Source organism: Bradyrhizobium sp., assembly GCF_035652035.1.
GTDB lineage: Bacteria > Pseudomonadota > Alphaproteobacteria > Rhizobiales > Xanthobacteraceae > Bradyrhizobium.
Genome location: NZ_DASREO010000079.1, coordinates 35,873 through 56,089, shown reverse-complemented (window position 1 = coordinate 56,089; position 20,217 = coordinate 35,873). Strand labels below are relative to the sequence as shown.

Here is a 20,217-nt window from a genome sequence, read left to right as displayed (position 1 = left end):
CCCGTTAACCGGTGCCTTGACCTTCAGCTCCACCGCCTCGAAAAAGGTGCGCCAGACCCCGCTTGACTTCGCCCTCGCCCCCAAGCCACGGTCCGCCGCCCCCATCAGTCAAGACTTTGGTAATGGCTTCTGATTTTACCGTGATCCGCGACAATGCCCCCGCGGCCTCTATCCCCAAGGGAATGGTGGTTGCGATGGGGAATTTCGACGGCGTTCATCTCGGCCATCGCGCCGTCATCGACGCGGCCTTGCGCATGGGTCAGGCCCACGGCAGACCGGCCTTCGCGGTGACTTTCGAACCCCACCCGCGGAGCTATTTCAGTCCGAACACGCCGCAGTTCCGCCTCACGGACGAGGCCGCAAAGCTCAGACTTTTGGCGGCCACCGGCCTTTCGGGCGCGGTGGTGATGACCTTCGACCGGCGGCGCGCCGAGACGACCGCGCAAGACTTTATTCACCATGACCTGATCGAACGTCTCGGCATCAGCGGGATTGCAGTCGGCTACGACTTTCACTTCGGCAAGGGTCGCGTGGGCTCGCCGGGCCTGTTGGTCTCTGAGGCGCCGCGGCTCGGCATCGAGGTCGATGTCCAGGCGCACGTCGACATTGCCGAACGGCCGGTCTCCTCCAGCGCGATCCGCATGGCGCTTGCGGAGGGGCAGATCGACGAAGCCACCGCAATGCTGGGCGGTCCCTGGTTCATCAGCGGCGAAGTCATTCACGGCGAAAAGCGTGGCCGCGACCTCGGTTTTCCGACCGCCAACATCAGGCTCGACAAGAATTGCGGACTCAAGCACGGCATATATGCGGTGCGCGTCGGCCTTGGCGGCCAGCGCCTCGACGGCGTTGCGAGTTTTGGCCGTCGCCCGACCTTCGACAATGGCGCACCGCTGCTCGAGATCTATCTGTTCGATTTCAAGGGCGACCTCTATGGTAGCCGCCTGGATGTTGCCTTCATCGCCTTCCTTCGCGAGGAATTGAAATTTGACGGCGTCCATGCGTTGATCCGCCAGATGAACGACGATTCCGGACGCGCCCGCGAGCACTTGGCGGCTTCGCCTGATGCCTTCCCCAAATTAGGGGCCATCGGCTGATTTTTGAGGCCTTTGCGATTTCATAAAGCCCCTGCTATGGAAAGCCCATGTTGACGCGGCGCACCATCGGCATTAGCGGCCCGGCTTCCGCCTGAGCTCAAGAGCTCGGCGCAAGACCGGGATTTGTCGTTCATCCGCCCGCCCTTCGATTGCGCACCAGAGCCGCTATGTCCGAAAAGCCCCAAAAGTCAGCCAGCACCGACTATTCGAAGACCCTGTTCCTGCCGCAGACGGAATTTCCGATGCGCGCCGGCCTGCCCCAGCGCGAGCCGGAAATCCTCAAAAGCTGGAACGCAATAGGCCTCTACGAGCGCCTGCGCGAAACGTCGAAAGGGCGAGCGAAATTCGTCCTCCACGACGGGCCGCCCTATGCCAACGGCAACATCCATATCGGCACGGCGCTGAACAAGATCCTCAAGGACCTTGTGACCAAAAGTCAGCAGATGCTCGGCTTCGATTCCAACTACGTGCCAGGCTGGGATTGTCACGGCTTGCCGATCGAATGGAAGGTCGAGGAAGAAAACTACCGTTCCAAGGGCAAGTCCAAACCCGATTTCCGCGATTCCACCGCGATGGTGGCATTCCGGCGCGAATGCCGGGCCTATGCCACGCATTGGCTCAACGTGCAGCGCGAGGAATTCAAGCGGCTCGGCGTCATCGGCGACTGGGATCATCCCTACGCCACCATGACCTATCCGGCCGAAGCGCAGATCGCGCGCGAGCTGATGAAGTTTGCCAGTAATGGCACGCTCTATCGCGGCTCCAAGCCGGTGATGTGGAGCGTCGTCGAGAAAACCGCGCTCGCCGAAGCCGAAGTCGAATACGAGGACTACACCTCGGACACCGTGTGGGTGAAATTTCCGGTGACCTCGCCGGCCCACGGCGCGCTGGCCGGCGCAAGCATCGTGATCTGGACCACCACGCCGTGGACGCTGCCGGGCAATCGGGCGATCAGCTTCTCACCGAAGATCGCCTATGGCCTCTACAAAGTCACCGACGCGGCCGCCGACAACTGGGCCAAGAATGGCGATCTTTTGATCCTGGCCGACGCGCTCGCCGAGAGCGTCTTCAAGCAGGCGCGCGTCACGTCATACGAGAAGGTGCGCGACATCCCGGGCGATACGCTGGATGCCGTGGAATGCGCGCATCCCTTGAAGGGCCTCGACCGCGGGTATCAATTTGTCGTTCCGCTGCTGTCGGGCGATCACGTCACTGACGACGCCGGTACTGGTTTCGTGCACACGGCACCGGGTCATGGCCGCGAGGACTTCGACGTCTGGATGGCGAATGCGCGCGAACTTGAAGCGCGCGGAATCAACACGACGATACCCTATACCGTCGACGAGAACGGCGCCTTCACCGACCACGCGCCGGGCTTTACCGGCAAGCGCGTCATCAACGACAAGGGCGAGAAGGGCGATGCCAACGAGGCGGTGATCAAGGCGCTGATCGAGCGCGGCATGCTTTTGGCGCGTGGGCGGCTCAAGCATCAATACCCGCATTCCTGGCGCTCCAAGAAGCCGGTGATCTTCCGCAACACGCCGCAATGGTTCATCGCGATGGACAAGGATATCGCGGTCAACGGCAGGACCAAGCCAGGCGATACCTTGCGCGCCCGCGCGCTGCACGCGATCTCGGTGACCCAATGGGTGCCGCCTTCGGGCCAGAACCGCATCACCGGCATGATCGAAGCACGTCCCGACTGGGTGATCTCACGTCAGCGTGCCTGGGGCGTGCCGATCGCGGTGTTTGTGCGCGAGAAGAGCGATGGCTCGGCCGAAATCCTGATGGACGAGGCCGTCAACACACGCATTGCCGACGCTTTCGAAAAAGAAGGCGCGGACGCCTGGTATGCCGAAGGCGCGCGCGCGCGCTTCCTTGGCAACCGCAGCAACGAAGATTGGAAGAAGGTCGACGACATCCTGGACGTCTGGTTCGATTCAGGTTCGACGCACGCTTTCGTGCTGGAAGACCCCAAGCATTTTCCTGGGCTCGCCGGCATCAAGCGTGAGGCCGATGGCGGCGAGGATACCGTGATGTATCTGGAGGGAAGTGACCAGCATCGCGGCTGGTTCCACTCCTCGCTGTTGGAAAGCTGCGGCACGCGCGGCCGCGCGCCCTATGACGTCGTGCTGACGCACGGCTTCACCCAGGACGAGCACGGCCGCAAGATGTCGAAGTCGCTCGGGAACACGATCGAGCCACAGGCCGTCATCAAGCAATCGGGCGCCGATATTTTGAGACTCTGGGTCGCTGCCTGCGACTACACCGACGACCAGCGCATCGGCCCCGAGATCCTCAAGAACACGGTCGAGACCTATCGCAAGCTGCGCAACACCGTCCGCTGGATGCTTGGCACGCTGCATCATTTCAAGCCGGATGACGCGATCGCACCTGCGCAGATGCCCGAGCTCGAGCGGCTGATGCTGCATCGCCTGAGCGAGATCGATGCCGTCGTGCGCGACGCCTATGCCGCCTTCGACTACAAGACGGTCGTTGCCTCGCTGACCCATTTCATGAACACCGACCTGTCGGCGTTCTATTTCGATATTCGCAAAGATGCCCTTTATTGCGATCCGCCGTCGTCGACGACGCGCAAGGCGGCGCTGACGACGGTCGATATTCTCTGCGACGCGATCCTGAAGTGGCTGGCGCCGATCACAAGCTTCACTGCTGACGAAGCCTGGTTCATGTACAAGCCGAATGGCGCGCCCTCGGTGCATCTCGCCACTTTCCCGGACAACCTTGCTGGATTCCGCGACGAGCGGCTCGCCGCGAAGTGGGAAACCATTCGCGACGTGCGCCGCGTGGTGACCGGCGCGCTGGAGCTCGAGCGAGCTGCGAAGAATATCGGCTCGTCGCTGGAAGCTTCGCCGGTGATCTATGTCTCGGATCGGCCGACGCTGGCGACGCTGTTCGATGTCGATCTCGCCGAAGTCTGCATCACGTCGAACTATGAGGTCCGCGAGGGTGATGCGCCAGCGACCGCATTCCGCCTCGACGCGGTGCCGGGCGTCGCCGTCGTGGTCGAAAAGGCGATCGGGCGAAAGTGCGCGCGGTCGTGGAAGATTCTCCCGACCGTCGGCGAAGACGCCGAATACCCCGACGTCTCGCCGCGCGATGCGGTTGCCCTGCGCGAATGGAAGGCGATGGGAGTAACGCCTTGAGCTATCACTTGCGCCTCGGGGTGATCGCGGCCGTCGCCACGCTCGTGCTCGATCAGGCGTCGAAATTCTGGCTGGTCCGGGTGTTCGACATTGCCCATCGCGGCACGGTCAGGCTCACCCCGTTTTTCGATCTGGTCCTGGCCTGGAATCAGGGCATCAGCTTTGGCTGGTTTCAAAACGACGGCTTCATCGCCCAGATCGTGCTGATGGCGATCAAGGCGATCGCGGTCGTGGTGCTGGCGGTCTGGATGGCGCGGTCGCGCACGCCGCTGGCGACGCTCGCGCTGGGGCTGATCATCGGGGGGGCGATCGGCAACGGTATCGACCGTTTTGCCTACGGGGCGGTGGTCGATTTTGCCCTGTTCCACATCAAAATCGGCGAAACGACCTTCAATTGGTACGTATTTAACCTGGCTGATGTAGCCATTGTTGCCGGAGTCGGGGCCCTGTTGTATGACTCGTTCTGGGGGTTACCCGCCGCAAAAGCGCCCTGATCCGGCAGATAGTAGCCGTCGAGGGCTTTAAGGCTTTGCAGGCCCCGATCAGGCCTCAAGGGTCTGGACAATAACGCGATTTTAAGACGGGAAAACGCGATGCGCAGAATTGAAGCCAGCGGTTTGATCGGACGGACCCTCGGTCTTGCGGTCCTCTCCGTGGGTCTCGCTCTCGTTGTCACCACTGGCGCGGCCCGCGCCGAGGACAACGACGGCAGGACCATGTCGGAGAAGATCAAGGACGGCTTCTACGGCATGATCCGCGGTACCAACATGGACAACCGCGGCATCGACTACCGCGAACGCTCGCCCCTGGTGGTGCCGCCGACGCTTGATTTGCCACCGCCGTCCTCCGCCGCCAGCCAAGGCCAGATCGCAAACTGGCCAAAGGATCCCGACGAGCGTCAGCGTAGGGCCGTCATCGCCGCCAAGAAGAAGGATGCGCCGCCTCCGGCGCGCGTCCGCGTGACCAATGGCGCCGATCCGGCGCAGGCGCCCCAGCCCATCAACATCGCGCCTCCCGTGGAGGAAGCGCCCATTCCCGGCACCACGCGTCCCGCATATGCGAGCGATCGCAACGGCACGGCTCTGACCGACCCGATCTATGACAAGCCGGGCGATCTGTTCACCGGCGGTGCCGCGGCGCTGACTGACTGGACCGGTGTCAACCTCTTCGGCAGCAAGAAGACGATGCCGGTCGAACCGGGCACGGAGCCGGCACGTACGGCTTTGACCCAGCCGCCAGCCGGGTACCAGACGCCGGCGGCCGGCTATGACTATGGCGAAGAAAAGAAGGGCTGGCTCGACGGTCAGTCCAACCCGGATCGCAACCCGCTCGCGCAGCGGTCGAGCGCATCGAGCGTCGTCCACTAACGGCATAGGGTCGGCCTGATGTGCCGATCCTGACAGGAAAGCGTCCGCACCAGAACCAGATGCGGCGCTTTCGTTTTGAGCGAAAGGATTCGCGGTGGAGTTTTGGAAATTCGCCTGCAACGCCCTCGCCGGTCTTTCAGACCGCGCATGATGTCACCCCGGCGATTTCGCACCTCCCTGATTGCCGGCTTGTTTGCCGGCCTCATCGTCTCCTCAACGGTTGCGCTGGCAGAGACCACGGTCGCTGCATCGCCGCCGGCCACCTTCACCCTCGCCAACGGACTGCAGGTCGTGGTGATCCCGGATCACCGCACGCCGGTCGTCACGCAGATGATCTGGTACAAGGTCGGCTCCGCCGACGAAACGCCGGGCAAGTCAGGGCTTGCGCATTTTCTTGAGCATCTGATGTTCAAGGGCACAGCCAAGCACCCGGCCGGCGAATTTTCCCAAGTCGTGCAACGGATCGGCGGCAACGAGAACGCCTTCACATCAGCCGATTACACCGGCTACTTCCAGCGCGTGCCGCGCGAAGAGCTCGGCAAAATGATGGAGTTCGAGGCCGATCGCATGACCGGCCTCGTCCTCAAGGACGAAAACGTATTGCCCGAGCGCGACGTCGTGCTCGAAGAATTCAACATGCGGGTGGCCAATAACCCCGAGGCGCGGCTCACCGAACAGATCATGGCGGCGCTTTACCTCAACCATCCCTATGGCCGGCCCGTGATTGGCTGGCATCAGGAAATCGAGAAGCTCAATCGCGAAGACGCGCTGGCCTTCTACAAGCGTTTTTATGCACCGAACAACGCCATCCTTGTGGTTGCCGGCGACGTCGATGCGGATGACGTGCGCCCGATGGCGGAGCGGACATTTGGTGTCGTAGCGCCGCGGCCGGCGATACCGGCGCAGCGAATTCGTCCGCAGGAGCCGGAGCCGGCCGCGCCGCGCACGGTGACCCTGTCCGATCCACGCGTCGAACAGCCGGGTCTGCGGCGTTACTATCTGGTGCCGTCCGCCACCACCGCCGCAGCCGGCGAGAGCGCCGCGCTGGACGTGCTGGCGCAGCTGATGGGCGGCGGCAGCAATTCCTATCTCTATCGACGCCTCGTGGTCGACAAGCCGCTCGCCGTGAGCGCCAGCGCCGCCTATCAGGGCATCTCGCTCGACGCGACGCAGTTCTCGATCTCGGCCTCGCCGCGGCCCGGCGTGACGTTCGCTCAGGTCGAACAGGCGATCGACGACGTGATCGCCGATATCGGCGAGAACGGCATCCGTTCCGAGGATCTCGAGCGCGTCAAGACGCAGCTCATCGCCGAAACCGTCTACGCCCAGGACAACCAGGCGACCCTTGCCCGCTGGTACGGCGGTGCGATGACGACCGGACTGAGCATCGACGACATCAGGAAGTGGCCCGAGCGCATTCGCGCCGTCACCGCCGACCAGGTGCGCGCGGCCGTGCAAAAATGGCTCGACAAGAAGCGTTCGGTTACCGGCTATCTCATCAAGGACGAAACGCCCAAACACACGGAGAAGCGATCGTGACCTTCCTCAAGATCGGCGCGGCGCGAAAGGGGCTTGTGTTTGGCGTGTGGCTGGCCGCGATGGTGGTCCTGCCGGCGTCTTCGCACGCCGCCGCGAAAATCCAGCACCTGATTTCACCGGGAGGGATCGAGGCCTGGTTCGTGCAGGATGCCACCGTGCCGCTCGTCGCCATGGAATTTGCCATGTATGGCGGCGCCGCGCAGGACCCGGACGGCAAGGCCGGCCTCGCCAATATGGTGGCCGACCTCATTGATGAGGGTTCGGGGGACCTCGATTCCCGCAGCTTCCACGAACATCTCGACCGGCGCGCCATTGAGCTCGGCTTCAGCGTCACGCGGGACTATTTCCGCGGCTCGTTGCGCATGCTCAAGGACAACAAGGACGAAGCCTTCGATCTCCTGCGGACCTCGCTGACCTCGCCGCACTTCGACGGCACCGATGTCGAGCGCATTCGCGCACAGCTCATCTCCGGCCTGAGGCGCGAGACGACCAACCCGGGCTCGCTCGCCACCCGCAAGTTCCTGGAAACCGCCTATGGCGATCATCCCTACGGCCATCAGTCCGGAGGCACGCTGGAAACCGTTCCCGCGATCACCATCGCCGACATGAAGGACTATGTCGCTCGGGTACTCACAAAAGAACATCTGAAGGTTGCCGTGGTCGGCGACATCGACGCCGCTTCGCTCGGCGCGCTGCTGGACCGCACATTCGGGGCCTTGCCTGCGAAGTCGAAGCTCACGGCGGTCGCGGACGTCGTGGCCGGCAAGCCGCCGCAGCGCGAATTCATCCCGCTCGACGTGCCGCAGACCGTGGTGACCTTCGGCGACCCCGGGATCAAGCGCAACGATCCCGATTTCATGGCGGCCTACGTCGTTACTCACATTCTCGGCGGCGGATCGGGATCGCGGCTCTACCGCGAAGTGCGCGAGAAACGCGGCCTTGCCTATTCGGTCTCAGGCTCGCTGGCGTGGATGGACCATTCCGCGCTGTTCGTAGGATCGACCGGGACACGGGCCGACCGAGCCAGCGAAACGGTCGATGCGATCACAAGCGTCGTGCGGCACATGGCTGAGAATGGCCCGACCGAGCAGGAGCTGGATGAGGCGAAATCCTACCTGAAGGGCTCGCGGCTGCTCTCGCTCGATACGTCGGCAAAGCTCGCCTCGGCCTTGCTGCAATACCAGCTCGATAACCTTCCGATCGATTATCTGGAGCGGCGCAATGCCATGGTCGATGCGGTCACAATCGACCAGGCCAGGCAGGTTGCGCGCAGGCTGTGGGGCGATGGTCTTTTGACCGTCATCGTCGGCCGGGCATTGCAGGCGACGGCCCAGCCGGTCGCAGCCACGATCCCGGCGAAGGCGAATTAGGTCCTTCGAGCAATTCGCGCGTAAAACCGCTATTCTCCGGAACCAAACGCGATTCCATCGTGGAATCGCCTCTCCGGTGACGCCATGCTGCGGATTGCCCGCGACCTTTGGATCGACGAAAACGATCTCGATATTTCCTTTGTTCGCGCTTCCGGACCCGGCGGACAGAACGTCAACAAGCTCTCGACCGCCGTGCAATTGCGGTTCGATACCCGACGGATCGTGCTGCCCGAGGATGCGGCTTTGCGGCTGGTGCGGCTCGCCGGCCAGCGCATGACCAAGGATGGCGTGATCGTCATTCACGCCCAGCGCTTCCGCACCCAGGAGCGCAATCGAAGCGACGCGATCGAGCGGCTCGTCGAGCTGTTGCGCGAGGCGATGATACGTCCCACGCCCCGGCGCGCGACGCGCCCGACGCTCGCGTCGAAGCATCGCCGGCTCGAGGGCAAAAAACGCCGCGGCGACATCAAGGCAAGGCGCGGCTCAAGGGGTTTTGACGATTAAAGCAGTGGGGATGTCTTGACGATGTCTTGGCGATGTCTTGGGGACGCCTTGGGCATCGCCCTCCCCGAAAGCTGAAAAAGCCCCTAAATTAGCCGGTCTCTGCTGCGAGTGAGCCGAATGCCCGTCCGCCAATTGCCCGAACAGGTCGTTAACCGCATCGCCGCGGGCGAGGTGGTGGAGCGTCCGGCGAGCGTGGTCAAGGAACTGGTCGAGAACGCGATCGATGCCGGTGCGAGCCGGATCGATATCTTCACCGACGGCGGCGGCCGGCGAAAAATCGCCATCACCGACGACGGCGGCGGCATGACCCATGCCGATCTCGCTTTGTCGGTGGAACGCCACGCCACCTCCAAGCTCGACGACGAGGATTTGTTACGCATCCGCACGCTCGGCTTTCGCGGCGAGGCGCTGCCCTCGATCGGAGCGGTGGCGAAACTCAACATCGCGACTCGCCACGCCAGCGAGCCGCACGCATGGTCGCTGTCGGTGGAAGGTGGAGCAAAATCGGCGATTGCACCGGCCGCTTTGTCGCAAGGCACCCGCGTCGAGGTCAGCGACCTCTTTTATGCGACGCCGGCGCGGCTGAAATTTCTCAAGACCGATCGCACCGAAGCGGAGGCAATCCGTGAAGTGGTGCGGCGGCTTGCGATGGCGCGGCCCGACATCGCCTTCACACTCGCCGGCGAGGAACGCAGCCCCGTCACTTGGGCGGCGGCTTTGCCTGGCGCGCCCGGCCAGCTGACGCGGCTCGGCGACATTCTCGGCGCGGATTTTCGAAGCTGCGCTATCGACGTCCGCGCCGAACGCGAGGGCGTCATCGTCGAGGGATTTGCCGCCAGTCCCTCTCTGACGAGGGCGAACGCGCTCGGCCAATATCTCTTCGTCAACGGCAGACCAGTCCGCGACAAGCTCATTCTTGGCGCGGTGCGCGCGGCCTACGCGGATTATCTGCCACGCGACCGTCATCCCGTCGTGGCGCTGTTCGTGACGCTCGATGCCCGGGAAGTCGATGCCAATGTTCATCCGGCCAAGACCGAGGTGCGCTTTCGCAATGCCGGGCTTGTGCGCGCCCTGATCGTGCATGCGCTTAAAGAGGGACTCGCGCGTGAGGGCAAACGCACGGCCGCCAACAGCGGTGGCGCGGTCATCGAGACGCTTCGTCCCTCTTTCGCTCCGCCACGAGCAGCGAATTGGGATTGGCGCCGCTCACCGGCCTTTCCAGTCGGCACGTCGCCGGGGTTTCAAACTGCCGCAGCCGCCGCGCTCGCCGAACCCGGTCAGGCCGCCTTCGATGTCGGCGCGCCGACGGCGGACGTGAGATTTCAGGATAAGCCCTCGGCTGATTTGCTCGATAGCCCGCTGGGCGCAGCGCGGACGCAGATTCACGAGACCTATATCGTTGCGCAGACCCGTGACGGGCTCATTGTCGTCGACCAGCACGCCGCGCACGAGCGCATCGTCTACGAGAAATTGAAAGCATCGCTCGCGAAAAACGGCGTGCAACGGCAGATCCTGCTGATTCCGGAAATCGTCGAAATGGACGAGGCAACGGTCGAGCGGCTGCTGGGACGAGCTGAGGAACTCGCCTCGTTCGGGCTTGCGATCGAATCCTTTGGCCCGGGCGCCGTCGCCGTGCGCGAGACACCGTCGCTGCTCGGCAAGACCAATGCCGGCGGACTATTGCGCGATCTCGCCGAACACATGGCCGAATGGGACGAGGCGCTGCCGCTGGAGCGGCGCTTGATGCATGTCGCAGCCACCATGGCCTGCCACGGCTCGGTGCGCGCCGGACGCCGTCTCAAGCCGGAAGAGATGAACGCGCTGCTCCGCGAGATGGAAGACACGCCCAATTCCGGTCAGTGCAACCACGGCCGTCCGACTTATGTCGAACTGAAGCTCGCCGATATCGAAAAGCTGTTCGGACGGCGCTGAAGTCAGCCTCATCCTGAGGAGCGTGTTCTTCACGCGCGTCTCGAAGGATGAGGCGGCCCACCCTTCGAGACGCGGACCTTCGCTCCGCTCCTCAGGGTGAGGCCTTGAGAAACACGAACTCCGTGTCGTCGTAAGCGCGCCGTTCAAGTTCTGAAAAGCCTTCCGGTCCTTTGAAGGCAGCGGCCTTCGCTTCCTCGACCACCAGCAAAGCCCCCGGCGTCAGCCAGCCGCCGTCACGCAGGGAAGCGAGCGCCTGATCGGCAAGTCCCTTGCCATAGGGCGGATCGAGGAACACCAGCGAGAACGGCTCGACCGGATGCGCAGGTCCAAGGTTGGTCGCGTCGCGGCGATAGACTTTGGTCACGCCACCGAGGCCGAGCGCCTCGACATTGTTGCGCATCAAGGCGCGCGCCTCGGCACCGTTGTCGACGAACAGCGCAAATTTTGCGCCCCGCGACACCGCCTCGATGCCGAGCGCGCCAGTGCCAGCAAACAGGTCGAGCACGCGCGCGTCCGAGATCGGATCGTCGTAGGCATGGATCAGGATATTGAAGAGCGACTCGCGCAGGCGGTCCGCGGTCGGCCTGACATCGCGCGAGGCAGGCGAAGCGAGATTGCGGCCCTTCAGCCTGCCGCCGACGACGCGCACGACCTATTCATCCCGCGGCTTGAGATCGCGCTTGCCGTGATAGCCGCGCTTGGGGCGGCGCGGCGGACCATAGCCGTTGGCCTCCTCCTCGTTGCGCGCCCGCGCCTCCTCACTGCCGGTACGGCGCACCAGCACGCGGCGGCCCTTGCTGTCGGCGATCAAGGCGCTCTTGCCGGCCGGCTTGAACGGCTTCTTGCCGCGCGGCGTGTCGCTCTCTTCTTTCGGCGATGCGCTTGCGCGCTCGCTCGGCAGGCCGAAGTCCGCGCCCGCCAGCGCCGCGACCTTCTCGCCGAGTTGCTCGCGCAGCACCCGTGTTTTCACCTCCTCGACCGCACCTTCGGCCAGTTCCTGCAACTGGAAAGGACCGTAGGAGGTGCGGATCAGGCGGTTCACCTCAAGGCCGAGATGCGCCATCACGTTGCGCACCTCGCGGTTCTTGCCTTCGCGGATCGCAAACACCAGCCAGACATTGGCGCCCTGGTCGCGCTCCAGCGTCGCCTCGATCGGTCCATATTTGACGCCGTCGACCTCGATGCCTTCCCTCAGCGCGTCGAGCTGGGCTTGCGTCACTTCGCCGTGGGCGCGGACGCGGTAGCGCCGCAGCCAGCCGGTGTCAGGCAATTCGAGCGCGCGCGCCAGCCCGCCGTCATTGGTGAGCAGCAACAGGCCTTCGGTGTTGAAGTCGAGCCGGCCGACGCTGATCAGCCGTGGCAGGCCTTCCGGCAGATTATCGAATACCGTCGGCCTCCCTTCCGGATCGGCATGGGTCGTCATCAGGCCGCGCGGCTTGTGATAGAGAAACAGCCGCGTACGTTCGCGCGGCGGCAACGGTGCGCCGTCGACGGTGACGACGTCGTTGGTTGTGATATCGAGCGCCGGTGAATTGATGATGCGGCCGTTCACGGCAACGCGGCCCTGCGTCACCATCTCCTCGGCATCGCGGCGCGACGCAAGACCGGCGCGCGCCAGCACTTTGGCGATGCGCTCACCGGATTTCTTCGGCTTTGGTTCCTCGCGCGGGGCGCGCTTGTCGAAATCAGGCCTGCGTTCGCGATAGGCGCCGCGGCCGCCAAAGGCGGGGCGCTTGGCAAAGACCTTGCTGTCGTCCTCGTTGTCGCGGCGCGGGCGGTCGTCGTCTCTGCGGAAGGAGCGGCCCTCGCTGCGCGGATGCTCCTGCCAATCCATGCGCCCCTCGGGACGCTCGCGGCGAGGCCTGTCGCGGCGATCGTCGCCCTCGCGCTTCTCCCAGCGCGGCCGGTTGAATTTCGGCCGATCGGATGGCTCGCGATCGTCGCGCGGTCTGCCCTCCCGCTTCTGCCAGGGCTTCATCTCGCCGCGGTCAGGTCCTTCGAAATCGCGAGGGCGTCTATCACCACGGTCTGCAAAATCGCGGCGCGGCTTGCGGTCAGAATCGCCACGGCTGAATTTGCGATCCTCAAAGGCGCGTTCGGAGCGATCGCGACGCGGCGGGCGATCATTGCGGTCAAAATCTTTCCGTTCACCGCGCGGCTTGACGGGGCGCTTGCCGCGATCGCCTGTACCGCGATCCTCGCGGTCGAAACGCGGCCGGCCCGAAAAGTCACGGCGCGGCTTGCGGTCGTCGTCGCCGCGCGAAAATTTGCGATCGTCGAAGCTGCGTTCGGAACGCTCACGGCGGGGCGGCCGGTCGTTGCGGTCAAAGTCTTTCCGCTCGCCGCGCGGCCTGAACGGCCGGCTGCCGCTATCTTCGCCGCGGCCTTCGCGATCGAAGCGCGGACGTTCTGAAAAGCTGCGACGCGGCCTGTCACCGTCCTCATGGCGGCGAGATGGCCGGTCGTCGCGGCGCGGCGGGCGATCGTCACGGTTGCCGGCATAGGGCCGCCGTTCGCCTTCCGTCTTGCCGCCGAAGCCGCGCTTGGCAAACTTCTTCTCGGGCCCCCGAGGAACGCCGGATCGGCCCTTGCCGGGGGGCTTGCGGTCGCGCCGCCCGCGGGAATCGTTGTTTTTGTCGTTGTCGCGGGGCATGAAGGGGCTCGTTTCGGAGGCTAAAGAACAATCGAATGGTGCGCAGGATCGAGGCGCACTCTCACGCAAAACCGGTATCGGCATGTGCTGAAGGCGCACCTCTTAGCAGGTTTATTTTGAGGATACGAGGCAAGATGACGCCCTCTTTCATGGATTTGGCGCTGAAAGCGGCCGAAACGGCTGGAAAATCGGGTGAAGTCCCTATCGGCTGCGTGATCGTCCGCGGCGACGAGGTGATCGCGACGGCCGGCAACCGGACCCTCACCGACCGCGATCCGACGGCGCACGCCGAGATCCTGGCGATCCGCAAGGCCGCGGAGATCACCGGCAGCGAGCGGCTGACCGATTGCGATCTCTACGTCACCCTCGAACCCTGCACCATGTGTGCGGGAGCGATTTCGTTTGCAAGAATCCGACGACTCTATTTCGGCGCGGCCGACCCCAAAGGCGGCGCGGTGGAGTCCGGCGTGCGTTTCTTTGCGCAAGCAACCTGCCACCACGCGCCTGAAGTCTATTCGGCGGTCGGCGAGCAGGAAGCGGCGACATTACTGCGGGATTTTTTCAGGGCGCGGAGGTGATTCTTCTCCGCCGTCATTGCGAGCATTAGCGATGCAATCCAGAAAAATAAGCTGGATTGCTTCGCCGCTCCAGCGCAAAATTGCTCTGCAATTTTGTCGCGGGCTCCTCGCAATGACGAAACTGAACTCACCCCGCCAGGAAAAACTCCCGCAACAATCTCGCCGTTACGTCAGGATTTTCCTCCGTGAGGAAATGCCCGGAATCGACCGGCGAGCCCGAAACGTTGGTCGCCCAGTTCTTCCAGGTGTCGAGCGGCGTCGCAGCCGCGCGCGCAACGCCGACATCGCCCCACAGCGCCAGCATCGGGATCGTGATCTTCCTGCCCGCTTCGCGATCGGCCTTGTCGATTTCATAGTCGGCATAGGCGCCGGCGCGATAATCCTCGCACATCGCGTGCACGCGCGACGGATCGCGGAACGCCGCGAGATAATGTTCGAGCGCGCGAGGATCGATCGCGTCGAGGTTCTTCGACTTGGTCTGGCTCGCCATCTTGAAGCGCAGGAAGAAATCCGGATTGCCGCCAATCAGCGTTTCCGGCAGCGGATAGGCCTGCGCCAGGAACGTCCAGTGGTAGATCTTCAGCGCATAGGGGCGATTGATGCGCTCCCAGTAATCATAGGTCGGCAGAATATCGAGCACCGCGAGCCGCGACAGCCGCCCGGGATGATCGAGCGCAAGACGATAGGCAACGCGGCCGCCACGGTCGTGACCGGCGAGCGCAAAGTGAACATGGCCGAGTTGCTCCATCGCCTCGACGATAGTTTGCGCCATCGCGCGCTTGGTATAGGGCGTGTGGTCCTTGTCGCTCTCCGGCATGTCCGACCAGCCATAACCCGGCAGATCGGCGATGATAAGCGTGAAGCGGTCGGCCAATTGCGGCGCGACGCGGTGCCACATCACATGGGTTTCCGAAAAGCCGTGCAGCAATAGCAGCGGTGGACCCTTGCCGCCGACGCGGGCGAAGATGCGGCCGGATTTGGTGTTGATCCACTCCGCGCGATAGCCGGGAAAGAGATCAGCCAGATCGGACATCGTCGATCACTCCACGCTTGGTCTATCCGCAGATTATTTCTGCGCCTGTTCCTGCTCGACCGCCTGCCAGCCGATATCGCGGCGGCAGAATCCTTCCGGCCATTTGATGCGGTCGATTGCGGCGTAAGCGCGCTCGCGTGCCTCGACGACCGTCTTGCCGGAAGCGCAGACATTGAGCACGCGGCCACCATTGGCGAGAAGGACGCCGTCCTTGGCGATCGTGCCTGCCTGGAAGATTTCGACGCCCTCGATTTGCGCGGCTTCGTCCAGCCCCTCGATGCGACCTCCCTTGACATAGTCGCCGGGATAACCCTTCGCGGCCATCACCACCGTCAAGGCCGGTTCAGCGTACCAGCGCAGGTCGAAATGCCTGAGCTCGCCGTCGCAGGCGGCGAGCATCGCCGGCACAAGGTCCGACATCATCCGCAACATCAGCACCTGGCATTCGGGATCGCCGAAGCGCACATTGTATTCAAACAGTTTCGGCCCGGCGGCGGTGAGCATCACGCCGGCATAGAGCACGCCACGAAACGGCGTGCCGCGCTTCTTCATGCCGGCGACTGTCGGCAGGATGATCCTGGCCATGATCTGGTCGTGAATGGCAGGCGTGACGAAGGGCGTCGGCGAATAGGCGCCCATGCCGCCGGTGTTCGGTCCGTGATCGTGATCGAACACCCGCTTGTGGTCCTGCGCGGATGCCAATGGAATAGCGGTCTCGCCGTCGCACAGCGCGAAAAAGCTGATCTCGCGCCCTTCGAGATATTCCTCGATCACGACCTCGGCGCCGGCCGCGCCGAACGCGCCGTCGAACATCATGGCGATTGCCGCTTCTGCTTCGCGCTGCGTCATCGCCACCACAACGCCCTTGCCCGCGGCAAGCCCGTCCGCTTTCACCACGATCGGCGCACCTTGCTGGCGCACATAGCGAAGCGCATCGGCGGCATTGTCGAAGCGGCGGTAGGCGCCGGTCGGAATATCGAACTCGGTGCAGAGGTCCTTGGTGAACCCTTTGGAGCCCTCGAGCCGCGCCGCCGCCTTGCTCGGCCCGAACGCCTTGACGCCGGCTCGCGAGAGATCGTCGACGATGCCGGCCGCGAGCGGCGTTTCCGGCCCGACCACGACCAGATCGATCTGCTGGCGCCGGCAAAAGGCGATCACTGCCGCGTGGTCGGCAACGTCGAGCGCAATACATTCGGCTTCGCGGGCGATGCCGGCATTGCCGGGCGCGCACCAGAGTTTTGTCAGCAGGGGCGAGGCCGCGATCTTCCACGCCAGAGCATGTTCGCGGCCGCCGGAACCGAGCAAAAGGATTTTCATTTCAACGTCGGTCGCACAAAACTCCGCATCCCCGCAAGAGGACTCTCAACCGTTTCCCCCGGATGCCGCGATGATCTGCTGCAGCGAGGCGACATGACGGGCGAAGGCGCCGCGGCCGGCGGCGGTCGCCGTGACGGTCGTTTGCGGCCGCTTGCCGACAAAGGCCTTTTCGACGCCGACGTAGCCGGCCTTGGCGAGCGTTTCGATATGGGCGCCGAGATTGCCGTCGGTCGCACCTGTCAGTTTTTTCAGACGGGAGAATTCAAGCCCTGCGCCTGAAGGCAATGCATTGAGCGCCGCCATGATCCGCAAGCGAAGCGGCTGATGAATGATGTCGTCGAGCTCGGCCACGGATCAGATCCTGCGCATCCAGAGACCGGCGAGGATCAGCCCGCCGCCATTGACGGCGGCCATCCACAACAGGAATGCAGCTCCCTCGACGAAGAAGTAGCCGACCAGCGTCAGCACGATGATGGAAAGCCCCATCGCGATGAAGGCGCGGCCGAACCAGAGCCCGGCCAAACAATAAAACAGCATGAAATAGATCGACCAGAACGCGCCGAGTTCGCGCGGACCGAAATGGCCGAGCACGTCGCAGCACAACAGGCCGAAGGCGTAGAACATCAAGAACCCGGCAAGCACCCGGAAGTCGAAGGCCTGCACGCCGGTCCTGCTGCCGCCCATGGTCGAGAGCGCGGCCGCGACCGCCACGTTCAGCACATTGACGCTGATCCAGATGACGGCGGCGTAGCGGGGAACCAGGAAATTCGCGACATTGCCGGCCAGCACCAGGACGCCCGCCGCGATCAGGATCTGGCTTGAGATGTCGTAGATGTGAGACTGGCGCAGGCGCTCAACGATATCCTTGATATCGCTCAGCGCCTGCTCGGCTTCCCTGGGACCGAAATCGGTCATGATCCTGTCCGTACATTCGCGACGTAATCGGCGACAGCCGTGACGCCTTGCGGACTACAGACAATGCCCATGTGGTCGACGCCGTCAATCAGCTTGACCTCGACCGAGGGGGCAACTGCGTGCACGGCATCCGCATATTTGTCGGCAAACATCAATTCATCGGCCGCACCCGCAATCAGCGCGACCGGATGGCGCGTGGCGGCAAGATCGCGACGATAATCGCGGGTCGCGAAATTGCGCATCAGGCGGTAGGAATAGGTCCGATTGACGTTGCGCTCCGAGTTTGCCGGGACCGCGAAGGTCAGCGTCTCCAGGGATCCGCAGCAGTCGATGCCGAGCCTGTCGAGCACCGCAAGGCCGAGGAAGCGTGGAATGTCGGCGCGCGCCCAGCCGCCGGAGTCGGCGCGGGTCGAAGGCGCGTCATAGCCGAGATAGGGCGCGAGCAGAATTGTGCGCGCAAACAGATCCTGGATCGGCGAACCGGCTACCCGCAGCGCAAAGCCGCCGCCTGCGGAGTGGCCGAGCAGTGTCAGAGGCGCAGTTGGCGAGGTCTGGCGCACGAGCGCGACAAGATCTTCCATGTCGTCCTCAAGCTGCCCAATGAAGCCAACGTCGCCGCGGCTGCCGGAACCGCCATGACCACGTAGATCGGGCGCGTAGGTTTCCACCCCGCGCGCGGCAAGCGCGTCCGCCAGCGCATGCACGGCGGCGCTCGAGCCGGCGGAGCCGTGGACGAGAATGGCGATCTTGCCGGTCGACGGCCCGCGGGACGGATAATGCCGGAAGGCGAGTTCAGTGCCGTCACGGGCCGAGAATCGCGACAGCGGCGGCATGGTGCTGCGGTCGACTGCGCGCACGGTCTGGGAGATCGAGGTCAGCTCAGGCAGGCGCCCCAGTGGCGTTGCGATCATCGCCGTCAGCGTCAGCGCGGCAAACCCCACGAGGCCCAGGGCCCAGCTCAGGACTTTAAAGGGAAACCTGACAATCCATTTCGACATGAACCAGCTCCTTTGGCTTGAATCTAGAGAACTCTATAATACAGAGTAATCTATAATGCAAGTCCGGAGTTGGCGGTCCGCAGCGAAACTCCTTACCTTCGGGTAAACCCCAATCCCCCGAATCGATTGTTCGAGATGGCTGCGACTGAAGCCCTGATCAACGCACCCGAATTCACGGTGACCGAATTGTCGTCCGCGCTGCGGCGGACGGTGGAAGATGCCTACGGCCATGTCCGCGTCCGCGGCGAGATCACCGGCTTTCGCGGGGCCCACGCCTCCGGCCACTGTTATTTCGCGCTGAAGGACGACGGCGCCAAGATCGAGGCGGTGATCTGGAAGGGCACGCACTACCGGATGCGCTTCAAGCCGCAGGAAGGGCTCGAGGTCATCGCCACCGGCAGGCTCACCACCTATCCCGGCTCGTCGAAATACCAGATCGTGATCGAGGCACTCGAGCCTGCCGGCATTGGCGCGCTGATGGCGCTGATGGAAGAGCGCAAGAAGAAGCTTGCCGCCGAGGGCCTGTTCGACGAGGCGCGCAAGCAGCTGTTGCCGTGGCTGCCGGAGGTGATCGGCGTGGTAACCTCGCCGACCGGCGCCGTCATCCGCGACATCCTGCATCGGCTGGAAGACCGCTTTCCGCGCCGCGTGCTGGTGTGGCCGGTGCGCGTGCAGGGCGACGGCTCGGCCGAACAGGTCGCGGCCGCCATCCGCGGTTTCAACGCGCTGCCCGAAGGCGGCAGGATTCCGCGGCCTGATCTTCTGATCGTGGCCCGCGGCGGCGGCTCGCTGGAAGATCTATGGTCGTTCAACGAAGAGATCGTGGTTCGCGCCGCGGCCGCCAGCATGATCCCGCTGATCTCGGCGGTCGGCCATGAGACCGATATCACGCTGATCGATTTTGCCGCCGACAAGCGCGCGCCAACGCCGACCGCGGCGGCCGAGATGGCCGTTCCCGTGCGAAGCGAATTGATGGCGGAGGTGGCCTCGCTCGCGCGGCGGACGATGATGTGCTGGCGGCGCGGCCAGGAAATGCGCCGCAACGAACTGCGCGCGGCAGCGCGCGCGCTGCCGAGTTTGAGCGAACTGCTCGCGATTCCGCGGCAACGGCTCGACGGCGCAACCTCCACCCTGCCCCGCGCCCTGAAGGCCAATACACACGCGCACTTCCGGCATTTTGCCAGCGTCAGTGGACGACTGACGATGCGCGTGCTCCGCGCGCAGCTCGCGCAGGCGCGGCAACGGCTCACCGCATCAAGCGAACGGATCACGCATTCGGCCAAAAGCCTGCTGCGAAACCGCAATGACCGCTTCGCGGGACTTGCGGTCCGCCTGAAGGCTTCGAAATTGTCGAACGCGCAGGCGCAGCGTCAGGCCATCGCACGCGATCGCGAGCGCGTGCTTCGCCTGACGGAACGCGCCCGCCGCGCGCTTGCAACCTCGACGCAACGGCTTGCCGCGCGCGTGGCCCACAGCGGACAGCTATTGAACGCGCTGTCCTATCGCGGCGTGCTGGCGCGCGGCTACGCCCTGGTACGCGACGAAGCCGGCCATCCCATGCATGCCGCCGCCGATGTCGCCTCAGGTGCGCGCATGAGCATCGAGTTCGCCGATGGACGCGTCGGCGTGACGGCGGACGGAGACCGGACGGCGCCGACACCGTCACAGCAGCCGGCGGCGCGCGACGTAAAGCCCGCAGCTCCCAAGCGCGCGGCAAAGCCGGTCGATCAGGGCAGCCTCTTTTAAGGTT

The 20,217-nt window shown here is 64.1% G+C and carries 17 protein-coding genes; 10 read left to right on the top strand and 7 right to left on the bottom strand.

Going from position 1 to position 20,217, the window contains the following annotated elements; translation table 11 throughout:
* Nucleotides 1-122: 122 nt before the first annotated feature.
* The 8 genes from VFB05_RS21685 to mutL all read left to right on the top strand — a co-directional run bounded on the left by VFB05_RS21685 (nucleotide 123) and on the right by mutL (nucleotide 10,973).
* On the top strand, nucleotides 123-1,094 hold the full coding sequence (locus tag VFB05_RS21685; RefSeq protein WP_325016007.1) for a bifunctional riboflavin kinase/FAD synthetase: 972 nt from the start codon (nucleotides 123-125) through the stop codon (nucleotides 1,092-1,094).
* Nucleotides 1,095-1,261: 167 nt separating this feature from the next.
* The gene (gene ileS, locus VFB05_RS21680) at nucleotides 1,262-4,261 is read left to right on the top strand and encodes an isoleucine--tRNA ligase (protein WP_325016005.1); all 3,000 of its coding nucleotides are present in this window, start codon (nucleotides 1,262-1,264) and stop codon (nucleotides 4,259-4,261) included.
* On the top strand, nucleotides 4,234-4,755 hold the full coding sequence (gene lspA / locus VFB05_RS21675) for a signal peptidase II (RefSeq protein ID WP_325016003.1): 522 nt from the start codon (nucleotides 4,234-4,236) through the stop codon (nucleotides 4,753-4,755). The genes ileS and lspA overlap by 28 nt, the downstream gene beginning before the upstream one ends.
* Nucleotides 4,756-4,854: 99 nt before the next feature.
* Entirely contained in the window at nucleotides 4,855-5,628 is a 774-nt protein-coding gene (locus VFB05_RS21670; protein ID WP_325016001.1) for a hypothetical protein, read from the top strand.
* 147 nt (nucleotides 5,629-5,775) lie between these two features.
* Complete coding sequence (locus tag VFB05_RS21665) at nucleotides 5,776-7,167, top strand: pitrilysin family protein (RefSeq protein WP_325015999.1); 1,392 nt, start codon at nucleotides 5,776-5,778, stop codon at nucleotides 7,165-7,167.
* 59 nt (nucleotides 7,168-7,226) lie between these two features.
* Nucleotides 7,227-8,537, top strand: coding sequence for a pitrilysin family protein (locus VFB05_RS21660; protein WP_325016066.1), 1,311 nt, complete (start codon nucleotides 7,227-7,229; stop codon nucleotides 8,535-8,537).
* A gap of 84 nt (nucleotides 8,538-8,621) precedes the next feature.
* The gene (arfB, locus tag VFB05_RS21655; protein WP_325015997.1) at nucleotides 8,622-9,041 is read left to right on the top strand and encodes an alternative ribosome rescue aminoacyl-tRNA hydrolase ArfB; all 420 of its coding nucleotides are present in this window, start codon (nucleotides 8,622-8,624) and stop codon (nucleotides 9,039-9,041) included.
* 117 nt (nucleotides 9,042-9,158) lie between these two features.
* The gene (gene mutL / locus VFB05_RS21650) at nucleotides 9,159-10,973 is read left to right on the top strand and encodes a DNA mismatch repair endonuclease MutL (protein WP_325015995.1); all 1,815 of its coding nucleotides are present in this window, start codon (nucleotides 9,159-9,161) and stop codon (nucleotides 10,971-10,973) included.
* A gap of 91 nt (nucleotides 10,974-11,064) precedes the next feature.
* On the opposite strand, the gene rsmD is transcribed toward mutL, so the two are convergent.
* Both rsmD and VFB05_RS21640 read right to left on the bottom strand, forming a co-directional pair.
* Nucleotides 11,065-11,622, bottom strand: a complete 558-nt coding sequence (gene rsmD, locus VFB05_RS21645; RefSeq protein ID WP_325015993.1) for a 16S rRNA (guanine(966)-N(2))-methyltransferase RsmD — start codon at nucleotides 11,620-11,622, stop codon at nucleotides 11,065-11,067.
* A 3-nt stretch (nucleotides 11,623-11,625) separates the two neighbouring features.
* The gene (locus VFB05_RS21640; protein WP_325015990.1) at nucleotides 11,626-13,626 is read right to left on the bottom strand and encodes a pseudouridine synthase; all 2,001 of its coding nucleotides are present in this window, start codon (nucleotides 13,624-13,626) and stop codon (nucleotides 11,626-11,628) included.
* Between the two features lie 134 nt (nucleotides 13,627-13,760).
* Here VFB05_RS21640 and VFB05_RS21635 point away from each other — a divergent pair, with 134 nt between their 5' ends.
* Complete coding sequence (locus VFB05_RS21635) at nucleotides 13,761-14,204, top strand: nucleoside deaminase (protein WP_325016064.1); 444 nt, start codon at nucleotides 13,761-13,763, stop codon at nucleotides 14,202-14,204.
* Between the two features lie 127 nt (nucleotides 14,205-14,331).
* On the opposite strand, the gene VFB05_RS21630 is transcribed toward VFB05_RS21635, so the two are convergent.
* Genes VFB05_RS21630 through VFB05_RS21610 form a run of 5 tightly spaced genes read right to left on the bottom strand, consistent with a single transcriptional unit; the run spans nucleotide 14,332 to nucleotide 18,467 of the window.
* A complete protein-coding gene (locus tag VFB05_RS21630; protein ID WP_325015988.1) occupies nucleotides 14,332-15,237 on the bottom strand; it encodes an alpha/beta hydrolase in 906 nt (301 codons plus the stop codon).
* A gap of 33 nt (nucleotides 15,238-15,270) precedes the next feature.
* A complete protein-coding gene (gene purD / locus VFB05_RS21625) occupies nucleotides 15,271-16,554 on the bottom strand; it encodes a phosphoribosylamine--glycine ligase (protein WP_325015987.1) in 1,284 nt (427 codons plus the stop codon).
* A 45-nt stretch (nucleotides 16,555-16,599) separates the two neighbouring features.
* A complete protein-coding gene (locus tag VFB05_RS21620; RefSeq protein WP_325015985.1) occupies nucleotides 16,600-16,905 on the bottom strand; it encodes a transcriptional regulator in 306 nt (101 codons plus the stop codon).
* Nucleotides 16,906-16,908: 3 nt separating this feature from the next.
* Nucleotides 16,909-17,469: a hypothetical protein gene (locus VFB05_RS21615; RefSeq protein WP_325015983.1), complete on the bottom strand. Its 561-nt coding sequence runs from the start codon at nucleotides 17,467-17,469 to the stop codon at nucleotides 16,909-16,911.
* Nucleotides 17,466-18,467: an alpha/beta hydrolase gene (locus VFB05_RS21610; protein WP_325015980.1), complete on the bottom strand. Its 1,002-nt coding sequence runs from the start codon at nucleotides 18,465-18,467 to the stop codon at nucleotides 17,466-17,468. The genes VFB05_RS21615 and VFB05_RS21610 overlap by 4 nt, the downstream gene beginning before the upstream one ends.
* A 135-nt stretch (nucleotides 18,468-18,602) precedes the next feature.
* Here VFB05_RS21610 and xseA point away from each other — a divergent pair, with 135 nt between their 5' ends.
* Nucleotides 18,603-20,213, top strand: coding sequence for an exodeoxyribonuclease VII large subunit (gene xseA / locus VFB05_RS21605; RefSeq protein WP_325015978.1), 1,611 nt, complete (start codon nucleotides 18,603-18,605; stop codon nucleotides 20,211-20,213).
* The last annotated feature ends 4 nt before the right edge of the window (nucleotides 20,214-20,217 follow it).

Coding starts and splice junctions, on each gene's coding strand:
- purD (WP_325015987.1), bottom strand. CDS start 16,554: ATGAAAATCCTTTTGCTCGGTTCCGGCGGCCGCGAACATGCTCTGGCG.
- VFB05_RS21615 (WP_325015983.1), bottom strand. CDS start 17,469: ATGACCGATTTCGGTCCCAGGGAAGCCGAGCAGGCGCTGAGCGATATC.
- VFB05_RS21670 (WP_325016001.1), top strand. CDS start 4,855: ATGCGCAGAATTGAAGCCAGCGGTTTGATCGGACGGACCCTCGGTCTT.
- VFB05_RS21665 (WP_325015999.1), top strand. CDS start 5,776: ATGATGTCACCCCGGCGATTTCGCACCTCCCTGATTGCCGGCTTGTTT.
- VFB05_RS21640 (WP_325015990.1), bottom strand. CDS start 13,626: ATGCCCCGCGACAACGACAAAAACAACGATTCCCGCGGGCGGCGCGAC.
- VFB05_RS21660 (WP_325016066.1), top strand. CDS start 7,227: ATGGTGGTCCTGCCGGCGTCTTCGCACGCCGCCGCGAAAATCCAGCAC.
- xseA (WP_325015978.1), top strand. CDS start 18,603: ATGGCTGCGACTGAAGCCCTGATCAACGCACCCGAATTCACGGTGACC.
- mutL (WP_325015995.1), top strand. CDS start 9,159: ATGCCCGTCCGCCAATTGCCCGAACAGGTCGTTAACCGCATCGCCGCG.
- lspA (WP_325016003.1), top strand. CDS start 4,234: ATGGAAGGCGATGGGAGTAACGCCTTGAGCTATCACTTGCGCCTCGGG.
- VFB05_RS21630 (WP_325015988.1), bottom strand. CDS start 15,237: ATGTCCGATCTGGCTGATCTCTTTCCCGGCTATCGCGCGGAGTGGATC.
- VFB05_RS21610 (WP_325015980.1), bottom strand. CDS start 18,467: ATGTCGAAATGGATTGTCAGGTTTCCCTTTAAAGTCCTGAGCTGGGCC.
- VFB05_RS21635 (WP_325016064.1), top strand. CDS start 13,761: ATGACGCCCTCTTTCATGGATTTGGCGCTGAAAGCGGCCGAAACGGCT.
- arfB (WP_325015997.1), top strand. CDS start 8,622: ATGCTGCGGATTGCCCGCGACCTTTGGATCGACGAAAACGATCTCGAT.
- VFB05_RS21685 (WP_325016007.1), top strand. CDS start 123: ATGGCTTCTGATTTTACCGTGATCCGCGACAATGCCCCCGCGGCCTCT.
- ileS (WP_325016005.1), top strand. CDS start 1,262: ATGTCCGAAAAGCCCCAAAAGTCAGCCAGCACCGACTATTCGAAGACC.